13 protein-coding genes are annotated in these 13,181 nt (G+C 64.1%); 6 read left to right on the top strand and 7 right to left on the bottom strand.

Annotated elements, in window-relative coordinates; genetic code table 11:
* Positions 1–12: 12 nt before the first annotated feature.
* The 6 genes from B4F07_RS15780 (at position 13) to B4F07_RS15755 (ending at position 5,752) form a co-directional block, all read left to right on the top strand.
* Entirely contained in the window at positions 13–918 is a 906-nt protein-coding gene (locus B4F07_RS15780; RefSeq protein ID WP_293700849.1) for an aldo/keto reductase, read from the top strand.
* On the top strand, positions 915–1,997 hold the full coding sequence (locus tag B4F07_RS15775) for an LLM class flavin-dependent oxidoreductase (RefSeq protein ID WP_293700848.1): 1,083 nt from the start codon (positions 915–917) through the stop codon (positions 1,995–1,997). The genes B4F07_RS15780 and B4F07_RS15775 overlap by 4 nt, the downstream gene beginning before the upstream one ends.
* Before the next feature lie 441 nt (positions 1,998–2,438).
* Positions 2,439–2,669, top strand: a complete 231-nt coding sequence (locus B4F07_RS15770) for a hypothetical protein (RefSeq protein WP_293700847.1) — start codon at positions 2,439–2,441, stop codon at positions 2,667–2,669.
* Between the two features lie 242 nt (positions 2,670–2,911).
* Entirely contained in the window at positions 2,912–3,517 is a 606-nt protein-coding gene (locus B4F07_RS15765) for an EF-hand domain-containing protein (protein ID WP_293700846.1), read from the top strand.
* Positions 3,518–3,653: 136 nt separating this feature from the next.
* Positions 3,654–4,388: a response regulator gene (locus B4F07_RS15760; RefSeq protein ID WP_293700845.1), complete on the top strand. Its 735-nt coding sequence runs from the start codon at positions 3,654–3,656 to the stop codon at positions 4,386–4,388.
* Complete coding sequence (locus B4F07_RS15755; protein ID WP_293700844.1) at positions 4,385–5,752, top strand: sensor histidine kinase; 1,368 nt, start codon at positions 4,385–4,387, stop codon at positions 5,750–5,752. The genes B4F07_RS15760 and B4F07_RS15755 overlap by 4 nt, the downstream gene beginning before the upstream one ends.
* 97 nt (positions 5,753–5,849) lie before the next feature.
* On the opposite strand, the gene B4F07_RS15750 is transcribed toward B4F07_RS15755, so the two are convergent.
* The 7 genes from B4F07_RS15750 to B4F07_RS15720 form a co-directional block, all read right to left on the bottom strand.
* On the bottom strand, positions 5,850–6,656 hold the full coding sequence (locus tag B4F07_RS15750) for an acyl-CoA thioesterase (RefSeq protein ID WP_293700843.1): 807 nt from the start codon (positions 6,654–6,656) through the stop codon (positions 5,850–5,852).
* Between the two features lie 131 nt (positions 6,657–6,787).
* Positions 6,788–7,957, bottom strand: a complete 1,170-nt coding sequence (locus B4F07_RS15745; protein WP_293700842.1) for a saccharopine dehydrogenase family protein — start codon at positions 7,955–7,957, stop codon at positions 6,788–6,790.
* 69 nt (positions 7,958–8,026) lie between these two features.
* The gene (locus tag B4F07_RS15740) at positions 8,027–8,542 is read right to left on the bottom strand and encodes a DoxX family protein (protein WP_293700841.1); all 516 of its coding nucleotides are present in this window, start codon (positions 8,540–8,542) and stop codon (positions 8,027–8,029) included.
* Between the two features lie 85 nt (positions 8,543–8,627).
* Positions 8,628–9,182, bottom strand: coding sequence for a dCTP deaminase (gene dcd / locus B4F07_RS15735; RefSeq protein WP_056350559.1), 555 nt, complete (start codon positions 9,180–9,182; stop codon positions 8,628–8,630).
* Between the two features lie 141 nt (positions 9,183–9,323).
* A complete protein-coding gene (locus B4F07_RS15730) occupies positions 9,324–9,632 on the bottom strand; it encodes a DUF952 domain-containing protein (protein WP_293700840.1) in 309 nt (102 codons plus the stop codon).
* Positions 9,629–12,349 carry a DNA gyrase subunit A gene (gene gyrA / locus B4F07_RS15725; RefSeq protein WP_293700839.1) on the bottom strand — a complete coding sequence of 907 codons (2,721 nt, stop codon included), beginning with the start codon at positions 12,347–12,349 and terminating at the stop codon, positions 9,629–9,631. Before gyrA ends, B4F07_RS15730 begins: the two co-directional genes overlap by 4 nt.
* Positions 12,350–12,431: 82 nt before the next feature.
* The gene (locus tag B4F07_RS15720; RefSeq protein ID WP_293700838.1) at positions 12,432–13,139 is read right to left on the bottom strand and encodes an SDR family NAD(P)-dependent oxidoreductase; all 708 of its coding nucleotides are present in this window, start codon (positions 13,137–13,139) and stop codon (positions 12,432–12,434) included.
* Positions 13,140–13,181 lie beyond the last annotated feature (42 nt).

Below are 13,181 nucleotides of genomic sequence, written 5' to 3'. Positions count from 1 at the left end.
ATTGATCGGCATATGAGCGACCTCCCCGCCATTCCCACCACCCGCGCTTTGGGCCAAAGCGGAATCACCATATCGTCCCTCGCGTGGGGTATGTGGCGCTTTGCCGGACCCGCCGACACTGCGCGTCAACTGGTCGATGCAGCACTCGATATCGGGATCACGCTGTTCGATACCGCCGACATCTATGGCTTTGACGGCCGCGACGGCTTTGGCGATGCGGAGAGCCTGCTCGGCGAACTGTTCGCCGCCGATCCCGGCCTGCGCGGACGCATGGTGCTCGCCAGCAAAGGCGGTATCATGCCGCCGCTACCCTATGACAGCAGCGCGGCCTATCTGGCGCAGGCGATCGATGCGTCGCTTCAGCGGCTGCGGACTGATGTCATCGACCTGTGGCAGATTCACCGCCCCGACATTCTGACTCACCCGCAGGAGGTCGCGGGTGCGGTGCAAAAGGCGCTGGCCGCCGGCAAAATCCGCGCCGTCGGCGTGTCGAATTGCACCCCCGCGCAAATCGCCGCGCTCCAGCATTTTCTCGACGTTCCGCTGGCCAGCACCCAGCCCGAGCTGTCTCCGCTCCGCATCGCGCCGTTTGAAAATGGTGAACTGGACCAAGCGATGCAGATGGACATGGCGGTGCTCGCCTGGTCGCCGCTGGGCGGCGGTCGGCTGGCGGATCCGACGGACGAGCGCGAGCGTGCGGTCGTCGCGGCGCTCGATGCCGTCGCCGCGGCGCATGGTGTTGGCCGGACCGCGGCGGCATATAGTTGGCTGATGGCGCATCCGGCGCGGCCGATCCCGATCGTCGGGACGCAGAATGTCGTGCGGATCGCCGAGGCGGCCGACGCCTTTGCGGTTCGCTGGACGCGAACCAGTTGGTATGAGGTGTTTGTTGCAGCGCGCGGGGAGAAACTGCCATGACACAGGATGAAGCGCATCGTCCGTGCGAGGTAAGCTGGTTTTCGGCGCTGTGCGACGACGACTATGAATTTCTGGGCCAACCGGATCCGATGCTGCAATCCAGCTGGGAGCATTGCCGCAATATCGTGCTGACGGCCGAAAAAGGCGGTTTCGACAATATCTTGCTGCCGTCGGGTTATCAGCTCGGCCTGGACACTACGGTGTTCGCCGCCGCTATTGCGCCATTCCTCGACCGGATGCGCCTGTTGATGGCGGTGCGGATCGGTGAGGACTGGCCGCCGCAACTGGCGCGGCGGATCGCGACGCTCGACCGCATTCTGGGTGGACGCCTCACCGTCAACATCATTTCATCGGACCTGCCAGGCCAGTCGCTCGACAGCGAACCACGCTATGCGCGGACGGTCGAGGTAATGAATATTCTCAAGACGATGCTGTCTGGCCAACATCTGTCGCATCATGGCGAATTCTATGATCTGGAGCTTGATCCGCCGCGCATGACGACGGTCTCGGGCCAATGCCCGCCGCTCTATTTCGGCGGCCTCAGCCCCGCCGCGCGCGAGGCCGCGGCGGAGGCGGCCGACGTCTATCTGATGTGGCCCGACACGATGGACAAGGTGCGCGATGTTGTCGGCGATCTGACCGCGCGCGCTGCGGCAAAGGGCCGCAAGCTCAAGTTCGGTTATCGAGCCCATGTCATCGTGCGCGAAACCGAGGCCGAGGCCCGCGCTTATGCGGCTCGCCTGCTGTCCAAACTCGATGTCGGGGTAGGCGAGGCGATCCGCCAGAAATCGCTCGACACAGCAACCGCGGGAGTCGCTCGTCAGACCGAACTGCGCGCGTCGGCGGGCGACGACGGGTTTGTCGAGGATAATCTGTGGACAGGCATCGGTCGCGCTCGCTCAGGTTGCGGTGCAGCGATCGTCGGCGATCCGGATCAGGTTCTTGCCAAGCTGCGCGCTTATCAGGCCGAGGGGATCGATGCCTTCATCCTGTCCGGTTACCCGCATGCCGCCGAATGCGATCTTTTCGCACGGCACGTTTTGCCTCGACTGGACCATGGCCCGCTGTCATTGGACTGATTGTGCGTCATGTCGTGCGGGCGATCAGCGACCTCGCCGACCGGAACTGCTCGGTTGATGATGACGGGCAACAGCATCGAAAGGATGCGCGTCAGGACCAGCCGGCACACCGCAATGGTTGAGGCGTTAGCGGCCGAACTCCATCTCAAGCGATTGACGAGCGCCGCCAGTATAGCCCGGGAGGCGAGAAAGCACGCGATCGACAAGCAGGATCGCAAGCATGGGCAAAGGCGGTGAGCGGCAGTCGCCTTGACCGCGTGGACGCGCAATGAGCGCCAAATGTCTCGTCGATAACCCAGCTTCGGTCTTCTTGTTGGGTGCTAACCCCGCCAACCCGTCCGATTTATGCGATGAACGCCGTGGTGCATGGGATCATCCAGTGCCTCAGGATCGTTGACTGGATTCCGACATCCTGTTGACTTGATGGAGAATGACATGCGCATGGCAAAAAAAATCTTGATCGCTCTGGCAGCATCGTCCGCGGTGCTAGCGCCGGTCGCGGCTTCGGCGACATCCGCCGCCAGCGGAGCGCGCGCCGGCTCGGCGATCAGCGGCGAGAGCGAACTGGCGGGCAATTCGGGATGGATTATCGGACTTGTCGGCCTTCTTGCCGGGATCACCGCGATCGTGTTGATTTCGGAAGACGATGAAGATTCGCCGGTCAGCCCGTAAATCCGCGCCGAGCAAATGTTATAGGGAGCGTGTGTCGAGCTACATGCGCTCCCGAACCGCGTGAAGATCGTGGCGAGGTCACGGCGGGTACTGTTTTGCAGCAAGATGAACGGCGACCAACATCTGCGACAATTTGCGACACTTTTGCACCAATCCGGCAAGCGGTTGGGACAAATCGTGCCTAAAACAACTTCATCGGGATCCGGGCTTTCCCGGGATCATTCCATGAAGGAACTCGTACCATGACAAAGAAAATCTCGCTTTTCGCTTTGAGCCCCGCGTTGATCGCCGTTCCCGTCCTTGCCGCTCCTGGCGGCGCCAAAGCCGATACCGACGGCAACGGCACGCTGACCCGCGCCGAAGCACAGGCGCATGCCACGCAGCGGTTCGCCAAGATGGACTTCAACAAGGACGGCAAGATCGACGCCGCCGACCGCACCGCGAAGCGGGCCGAGATGCAGGCCAAGAAGTTTACGGCCCTTGATACCGACGGCAATGGCAGCATCAGCCAGGCGGAGTGGAACAATCAGGGCGCTGAACGTGCCGCCAAGCGTGCGGAGCGCGTTGCCAAGCGCGCCGAGGCGGGCGAGGCCGGTGAAGGCAAGCGTCCCGGCATGCGCGGTCACGGAAAACGCGGTGCGCGACATGCGATGCACGGCGGCATGATGGGCAAGGCTGACACCAATAGTGACAAGGCGATCAGTCAGGCCGAGTTCCAGACCGCGGCACTCGCGCGCTTCGATGCGGCCGATGCCAACAAGGATGGTCAGGTGACCGCCGAGGAACGCAAGGCCCAGCGCGGCGAATGGCGCGCGAAGCGTGCGGCGCCGGCTGCTCCGGCCAGCTAAGCATTTGGCAGGGATCGGCGGCGACGGGCAGGCTTTCTTCCCCCTCCCGGCATTGCCTTTGCCGCTGGTCCCTGCCAGCTATCGCCCATCGGTCCCCCGACCGGTGGGCGAACTAGCTTCATTAATCGGATCGACAATGACCGACAGCAATTCTCCGCGCATCCTGCTGATCGACGACGAACCGTCGATCCGCGAACCGCTGAGCGAATATCTGATCGCGCAAGGCTTTGCCGTCACCGCCGCGGCGAGCGCTGCGGAGGCGCGGTCGGTGCTGCGTGCGCAATCGGTCGATCTGGTCGTCAGTGACATCATGATGCCTGGCGAGGATGGCCTGTCGCTAACCCGCCATTTGCGTGAGTCGAGTGCGATCCCGGTCATCCTGCTGACCGCGCGCGCCGAGGATACCGAACGGATCATCGGATTGGAGATCGGCGCCGATGACTATGTCGTCAAACCTTTCAACCCCCGCGAACTGGTGGCTCGCATCCGTACCGTGCTGCGCCGCACCCAGCAGGGTGGCCGGGCGCTCGATCCCGGCGGCACCAGCTATGCTTTCGCCGACTGGGTGCTCCGCGAGGTCGAGCGCGTTTTGGTTGATAGTGACGGTAAAGAGGTCGCGCTGTCGTCGGGCGAATATCATCTGCTCCACGCACTGGTTCGCCATCCGCGGCAAGTGATGAGCCGTGACCGGCTGCTCGATCTGGTTCGCGGGCGCGAGGCCGAAATTTTCGACCGTGCGATCGATAATCTGGTCAGTCGTTTGCGCAAGAAGATCGAGGTCGATGCTGCGCATCCGCAGATCGTCAAGACGGTGTGGGGCGGCGGTTATACGCTGGCTTGCGAAGTCAAACGCATGGGACCGGCGGCGTGAAACTGCGCCTGTGGCCGCGCAGCCTGATCGGGCAGCTTGTGTTTGCGGTGGCGGTGATGCTGTTCGTCGCGCAGGCGGTCAATTTTGCCCTGCTCGTGCGCGGGCAGAAACAGCAGACGTTGGCGCATGGCGGGGGCATGGCGGTGGCGCGGATTATCGATGCAGTCGATCGCGACCGGCGCGGCGATTTCCGGGGCGACCCGCGCGAAGCGCGCGCCGGTTCGCGTGATCGCCGGGATGAGCCGCAAGAGCGCGAGCGCGCGCAGAAGCTGGTCATTTCCGATGCGCCGGTCCCGGTACCCACCGGCGCGGTGCGTATGCCTGAGCTTGCCGATTATGTCGCCGACCTTCTCAACGAGGCCGATGTATCGGCGCAATCGGTCGATGCCTGGGCGCTACCGCAGCGGCCACGGCTGCGAGCGAACTTCCCCGGTCGGACAGTGATCGTCTCGGCGCAGATCGACCGCCGCTACTTTGCGGTGCGGAGCCGGATCCCGACGGGCGGCAACCGGTTGCAGGGCTTTCTCGTCTGGCAAACGCTGTCGCTCTACCTGCTGTTGCTCATTCCGATCATGGTCATCGCCTGGCGCGCTGCGGCGCCGCTGCGCGACCTGACGCGCGCGGCGCGGTCCAATCCCGCATTGCGCGATGCCACGCCGCTGGAGGAAGAGGGGCCGTCGGACGTTCGCGACCTGATCATCGCCTTCAATGCCTATCGCGGCAGGATCGCGACGATGTTGTCGGACAAGGACCGGATGCTTGGCGCAGTCGGCCACGATCTACGCACGCCGCTCGCCAGCTTGCGGGTGCGCGTCGAACAGGTCGAGGACGATGCCCTGCGCGACAAGATGATCGCGTCAATCGAGGAAATGGCAGCGATGTTGACCGACATATTGGCGCTGGCGCGATCGGGGGCCGGGACCGAGGGGCGCGAGCCGGTGGCTTTGCGCGGGCTGATTGAAGAACTCGCCGCGGATTATCGCGAACGCGGCAAGGATGTGTCGGTCGCCGCCGCTGTCGATGCCGCGGTGATGGCGCGGCCGTTGCTGCTCCGCCGCGCGCTGCGAAACCTGATCGACAATGCCGCGGCCTATGGGCAACGTGCGCGCCTGTCGGTCGAACGGGGGCAGGGTGAGGTGCGGATCATCGTTTCGGATGACGGACCCGGTTTGACCGATGAGCAAATCCGGACGCTGGTCGAACCCTTTGCACGCGGCGAACAATCGCGCAACCGGGCGACCGGCGGGTCGGGGCTGGGGCTGTCGATCGCGCGCGACATTGCCGAGGGCGAGGGTGGAACGTTGACGCTGCGCAATCGCGACGGCGGCGGGTTGGATGCGGTGGTGGCGTTGCCGACGGCGTAGTCCGTCGCCCCCGCGAAGGCGGGGGCCGCTAGCGGTTTACGCGGAAGCGCTGGAATAGGCCAACAGCGGCCGCCGCCTTTGCGGGGGCGACGGGTGATTAGGCGTAAATCGCGATCGCCTGACTGCCGCTCAGCACCGGCTCACCGGCGCGGTTCCACAGCATCATATCCTGCACCGACAGCCCATGGCGGGCAAAGCCGGTCTTTGCCGATAGCAGCCACCAGCCGTCGTCGGTTTTTGGATCGCCGGTCAGCATGTTGACGGTCCAGTTCATCGAGCTGATCGGGCCGAATTCGCTAAACAGCGCCATCGCGGCGGGGGGCAGGGCATCACCCATGGCAAGCAGCGCGACCGCCGGGTGACACGCCGGTTCCTCGACGAAGCGCACCCAGGTCAGATATTCGCCGACCTCGCTTTTCCACGCGAAGCGCGGGCCGGTGGTCGGGCGCATGTCGAAATGGCGCACGAACGATGGCCGCGCATGATGGTCGGGCACGGGTTCGAGCGTCTCTGGCGCCGGGCAGTCGGGCATCGTCAGCCGGTTATGGTCGAGATGGCTTTTGCGGTCGGGCGAAAAGGCGAACACCGCCGCGGTGCCAAAACCCGAGTCGCTGGACACCCCGGCATCGACGAACAGCGAGGATTTCGACTGGCGCAGCACGCGCGTGGTCACGGTGCAATCTCCGCCGACGGGACCGACAAAGCTGATCTGGGCATAACGTAGCGGCGTGTCGGTCGGATGGAGCGCCATAGTGCCCGCGAGCGCGACCGCCGAGCTGATCCCGCCATAAGCGGTGCGGCCCTGCATCCAGCCATCGTCGATATGCGCCTTGGCTACGCCCTCTTCGGTGCGTAGCGTCGAAAGCAGCGCGTCGAGCGCGCTGGGAGAGGTTTGAGCGGTCATTTGGGTTTTGTTCTCTTCATTCGATCCAACAAAACCGTTCGCCCTGAGCTTGTCGAAGGGCCGTCCTTTCTTCTTCCGGGGGAGAAGGGAAGAACAGTGCTTCGACAAGCTCAGCACGAACGGAGGAGGGGTTATCCCTCGATCTGGAAAGTCAGTCCGGCGTGCTCGGTCAGCCGGGCGATCAGCGCGTCGCCGAGCAGCGCGCCCGGAGTCCACACCCCACCTTTGCCTTTGTTGGTGAGCAAGGCGATGCCGGTTTCCGCCAGCATCTTGGACGTCGAGCCATAGCCGGGGTCGCGGTCGCCCTGTACGCTGGCGCGGACTGTCGTGCCGTCGGGATATTCGCCGATGAAGAGGATGTCGTAAAAGCCGTTCTCGCGTTCTTCCTTGCTGGGGCCTTCACCGGGCTTGAGCTTCGATTCGCCAAACGGATTGGCCTTCGCCATCGCTTCGGCCATCGCTTTTCCGGCGTCGCCAATCGTGGTCATCACCATCTCGTCATACACCAGATCGGCACCCCAGGCGTGGCCGAGCAGGAAGTTGGTACGGTGGACATTTTTGGTGTTGATCGGCGCCATGACGAAGGGCGCGGTCCAGGTGCCGGTGGCGCTGTCATATTCTGGGAACAGCCCGGTCGGCTGCGACGGTCCTTCGAAACCGGGGGTCAGGGCGAAGCTGGATTTGAGCAGCAGCGCGAGCGAGGGCTTTTTGGCAACCGCCTTCAGCGTCTCGGTCAGGCTGGCGATGGTGCCACCCGATGCGCCGCCCGCCATTTTGCGGACGCGGCCCTTCACGCGCGGCGCGGGCTTGCCGTGGCGCTTCACCGCCTCGGCTTGCAGGAAAAGGACGCCGAGGTCGAAGGGGATCGAGTCGAAGCCGCAACTGAAGGTGATGCGCGCGCCAGAGGCCTTGGCCGCAGCTTCATGCTCGTCGATCATCGCGCGCATCCAGCCGGGTTCGCCGCACAAATCGGCATAGGCGGTCCCCGCCTTCACGCAGGCGGCGACCAGCTCGTTACCGTAAAGCTGGTAGGGTCCGACGGTGGTCAGAATGACGGTCGCCCGCGCGGCCATGGCGTCGAGCGTTGCAGGATCGCCGGCGTCGGCGACGACCAGCGGGGTGCCTTTGGGTGCGCCGATCAGGTCGCGCACCTCGGCCAGCTTGGCGGCGCTGCGCCCCGCCATCGCCCATTTCGGCGCATCCTTTCGGCCCGCATAATGCTGCATCAGATATTCGGCAACCAGCCGACCGGTGAACCCGGTCGCGCCATAGACGATGATGTCAAATTCCCGGCTGGCCATGAAAGCCTCCCCTTACGTAAACGTAAAGAGAGGCTAGCGCAGCAAAAGGCCGATGCCAAGTGCGAAGCGTCAGCGGCGCCAGAAGGGCCGTTTCTGGACCACGACCGGCTCGCTAACCGCCGCTCCGGCGCGGCCCTCGGCGCGTGCCGCGCGGACTTCGGCTTCCGTGGCGCGGAGCTGTGCGTACCGGGCGGCGATTTCGTCGCGGCGACGCTGGCGTAGCGCATCGTAGCTCCAGCGGGTATGCCCATAGCCGAACAGGCTCAGCAGCCCGCCCGCAATCGCGAGATTCTTCATCGCCGCCATCGCCTGCATCGGATCGGTGAATTCGCGGTGAAAGAATAGGATCGTCGCCAGGACAAAGCCCGCGAGCAGGGTCGACCACAGGCGGACCGCGATACCGAGCGCGATACAAACCCCGGCAATCAGTTCGAACAGCCCGGTTGGAATGGCTAGGCCAGCGGGCAGGCCCGCGGCGGTGATCATCGCATTGGTGTCGTTGACATGGATCAGCTTGTTGATCCCCGACACGATGAAAATCAGCGAGATAAATAGACGTCCGATAAAGACAGCGATCATGGACATGCGTCGGTCCTCCAAACGATGCCCCCGCCGCTTGTGCTTTCACGACGCGCGGCGCGGGAGGAGGTTCCGTTTTCCGGTCGAACCGTCAGAGCTTTGGCAGGGTGACGCCCTTTTGCCCCATATATTTGCCGGCGCGGTCGGCGTAGCTGATCTCGCACGGTTCGTTGCCTTGCAAGAACAGGAACTGACACGCGCCCTCATTGGCGTAGATCTTGGCGGGCAGCGGGGTAGTGTTGGAAAACTCCAACGTCACATGGCCTTCCCAGCCGGGTTCAAGCGGGGTGACGTTCACGATGATGCCGCAGCGCGCATAAGTCGATTTGCCCAGACAGATCACCAGCACGTCGCGCGGAATGCGGAAATACTCAACCGTGCGGGCAAGCGCAAAGCTGTTCGGCGGGATGATGCACACGTCGGTTTCGCGATCGACGAAATTCTTCGGATCAAAATCCTTCGGATCGACGATCGTTGAATCGACGTTGGTGAAGATCTTGAATTCGGGCGCGACGCGCGCGTCATAACCGTAGGAGGACAGGCCATAACTGATACACCCGTCGCGGCGCTGCGCCTCGACAAACGGTTCGATCATGCCCTGCGTCTGGGCGGCTTCGCGAATCCAGCGATCGGAAAGAATGGCCATGCCGCTGTTTGTCGAGCGCGGCGCAATTGCGCAAGCGGTCAGTCGGCGGCGGCACGAATATCCCAATGATATGCCCGCCGCCGCGGCGGCGTGCGGCCCCCGCACGCCAAATTGGCCGCCTTATGCTAAGGCGACACTATTTCAGTCGCGCCTTTGCAGTCCGATAACGGCGTGCATGGGCAATTCTGCATAAAGGTGTGGGAACAGCGCTCCGCCGCGCGCCGCCTCCCAGCGGATCGCGTCGCCAAGGAGGAGCAGGTCCACCTCGGCGATCATCAGAGGCGTTTGACCCGCAAAATGTTTTGCGATCGTGCCGTCAAGCTGCTCGTCGGTCGACAGGTGGATATAGCCGTCGGCGATATCCACCGGGGCGCCCCGGAATACGCGCTCGCGTTCGAAATCGGCCCATTGCTGCTGGGTCAGTATCTTGAAGGCGGTGGACGCCATCATTCCGTCGGCGCTTCCGTTTCGGGGGCTGCGGCTTCGGTGACGTCGTTCTCGACCGATTCCTCGTCGCCTTCCTCAATCAACGCCGCCGATACGACATGCTCGTCCGTCGCGACGTCGAACAGGCGCACACCCGCCGAGCCGCGGCCGATTACGCGCATCGAATCGAGCCCCATGCGGATCAGCTTTGCCTGATCGGTGACCAGCATCAGCTGATGCGCCTTGGTCGCAGGGAAGCTCGCGACGACCAGGCCGTTGCGCGCGATATTGTCGATGTTGGTGATCCCCTGACCGCCGCGGCCGGTGCGGCGATATTCATAGGCCGACGACAGCTTGCCATAGCCGTTGGCGCAGACCGTCAGGATGAACTGCTCGCGCGCCGCGAGCTCGGCCATGCGAGCTTCGTCCAGCGTCGGTGCGTTTTCATTGTCCTTCCACGGCGCGGCGCGCAGATAGGCTTCGCGTTCGTCACCGGTTGTGCCGACGCGGTGGAGGATCGACAGCGAGATGACTTCGTCGCCTGCGGCAAGGCGCATGCCGCGCACCCCGGTCGAATTGCGGCTCTGGAATTCGCGGACATCGTCGCCGGCAAAGCGGATCGCCTTGCCCTGCCGGGTAGCGAGCAGGACATCGTCGCTTTCGTCGAGCAGGGCGACGCCGATCAGCCGGTCGTCCTCATCCTCACCCTCGAACTTCATCGCGATCTTGCCGTTCGACGGAACGTTGGTGAAGGCGTCCATGCTGTTGCGGCGCACGCTGCCCTTCGCGGTGGCGAACATGACGTGGAGCTTGCCCCATTCGGTCTCGTCCTCGGGCAGGGGGAGGACGGTCGAGATCGTCTCGTCCTTGCCGAGCGGCAGCAGATTGACCATCGGGCGGCCGCGCGTCGCGGGGCCACCTTCGGGCAGGCGCCACACTTTCATGCGGTACACTTTGCCGAGGGTCGAGAAGAACAGCACCGGGGTGTGCGTCGAGGTAACGAACATTTCGGTGACGACATCCTCGTCCTTCGTCGCCATGCCGGCGCGGCCCTTGCCGCCGCGGCGCTGGGCGCGGAAGCTGTCGAGGGTGGTGCGCTTGATATAGCCGTCCATGGTGACGGTCACGACCATCTCTTCGCGCTCGATCAGATCTTCGTCGTCGATCCCGTCGGCGGCGGGCGCGAGCAAAGTGCGGCGGGGCTTGGCGAATTCGTCGCGCACCGCGATCAGCTCGTCGCGCATCACCGCGATCAACTTGTCGCGGTTGGCGAGGATGCTCAGCAGCTCCTCAATCTCGTCCGCCAGTTCCTTGAGTTCCTTGCCGATTTCATCGCGGCCAAGCGCGGTCAGGCGGTGGAGGCGGAGGTCGAGGATCGCCTTCACCTGCACTTCGGACAGGCGATAACTCGAACTGGCGTCGAGCTCGCCGTCGATCGCTTCGACGAGGCGGATATAAGGCGCGATGTCGTCGATCGGCCATTCGCGCGTCAGCAACGCGTCGCGCGCCGCCGCCGGGCTGGACGAGCCGCGGATGATGCGGACGACTTCGTCAAGATTGCTGACCGCAACGACGAGGCCGAGCAAGATGTGGGCGCGGTCGCGCGCCTTGTTCAGCTCGAACTTGCAACGGCGGGTGATCACTTCCTCGCGGAAGTCGATGAACGCCGACAGGATCGTTTTCAGCCCCATCATTTCGGGGCGCCCGCCGCGGATCGCGAGCATGTTGGCGGGGAAGCTCGACTGCGCCGGGGTGTGGCGCCACAGCTGGTTAAGCACGACCTCGGCGGTCGCGTCGCGCTTCAGTTCGATGACGACGCGAACGCCCTCGCGGTTCGATTCGTCGCGGATGTCGGAGACGCCCTCGATGCGCTTATCGCGCGCCGCTTCGGCGATTTTCTCGACCAGTCCCGACTTGCCGACCTGAAACGGAATCGACGTCAAAACAATCGATTGGCGGTCGTTCCTGCCTTCTTCGATGATGTGCGTCGCGCGCATCATCACCGACCCGCGGCCGGTGGCATAGGCATTGCGCGCGCCGCCCTGACCCAGCATCAGCGCGCCGGTCGGGAAATCGGGACCGGGGATGATCGCCATCAATTCGTCGAGGGTGATTTCGGGATTGTCGATCGTCGCCAGCGTCGCGTTGATCACTTCGCCCAGATTATGCGGCGGGATGTTGGTCGCCATGCCGACCGCGATGCCGCCCGCTCCGTTGACGAGCAGATTGGGATAGCGCGCGGGCAGGACGGTGGGTTCGGATTCGGAGCCGTCATAGTTGGGCTGGAAATCGACCGTGTCCTTGTCGAGATCGCCGAGCAGGGTGTTCGCGACCTTGGCGAGGCGCGATTCGGTGTAGCGCATCGCCGCCGGCGGATCGGGGTCCATCGAGCCGAAATTGCCCTGACCGTCGACGAGCGGGACGCTCATCGACCAGTCCTGCGTCATGCGCGCGAGCGCGTCGTAGATCGAGCTGTCGCCGTGCGGGTGATATTTACCCATGACGTCACCGACGATACGCGCCGATTTGCGATAGGGGCGGCCCGCGACATAGCCGCTTTCGAACGCCGAATAGAGGATGCGCCGGTGCACTGGCTTCAGCCCGTCGCGCACATCGGGCAGCGCGCGGCTGACGATCACGCTCATCGCGTAATCGAGGTAGCTTGTCTTCATTTCGTCGACGATGTTGATCGGCGAAATACCGTCTTCGGACGGCGGCGTCGGCGTATTTTCTTCGGTCAAGACCCGGCCTTTTTTCTGCTTTTCGGGAGGTGGTTTTTACCTAGCCGACGGCGGCGGGAAATGCCAGCGATTCGGTCGGTTGTCAGGGAATGATTTCGCTGCCGTCCCACGCAAAAATCCGCCCGGTTTCGGCGGGCGTCAGCGCATCGATGGTGCGCAGCAGATTCGCGGCAGCGGTGGGCGCGCTGGTCAGCTTTTCGGGCGGCACGCCGCGCTGGAACGGCGCCGACAGACCGGTGTCGACGGTGCCGGGATGCAGCGCCACAACGAGCGCGTCGGGATTGCGCCGCGCCTCGGCAATCGCGAAGCCGCGCACCAACTGATTGAGCGCGGCTTTCGAGGCGCGATAGCTGTACCAGCCGCCACTGCGATTATCGCCGATGCTGCCGACGCGCGCCGACAGCATGGCGAAGACGGTAAGCTCGCGGCGCGGCAGCAGGGGCAGGAAATATTTGGCGATCAGGGCAGGGCCGATCGTGTTGACCGCAAAATTGCGCGCCATCCAGGCGGGGTCGATGTCGGCGAGCTTTCGTTCGGGCTGTTGCCCCTCGGCGTGGAGCAGGCCGGTGGCGACGATGACCAGCCGCGGCGGCGGACCGCTGTCGCGTACGAGGGCCGCGGCGGCGGCAACCGAGGCTTCGTCGGTGATGTCGATACGGTGCGGGTCCGGGAAAGAACGGGCGAAACGGTGGATGACGTCATGGCGTCCATCCGCCTGCAAAGCGTCAGCGAGCGCGGCGCCGATCCCGCCCGAAGCCCCGATGATGATTGCCGATCCATGCTCTGCCACCGCGGCGGCGTATCATGCACCGCCACCCTGCAACAAGCGATG

The sequence above is a fragment of the Sphingopyxis sp. UBA6723 genome, from assembly GCF_002454115.1.
Classification (GTDB): Bacteria; Pseudomonadota; Alphaproteobacteria; order Sphingomonadales; family Sphingomonadaceae; genus Sphingopyxis.
Note: the sequence above shows the minus strand (reverse complement) of the source record. Positions and strands in the feature narration are given on the sequence as shown.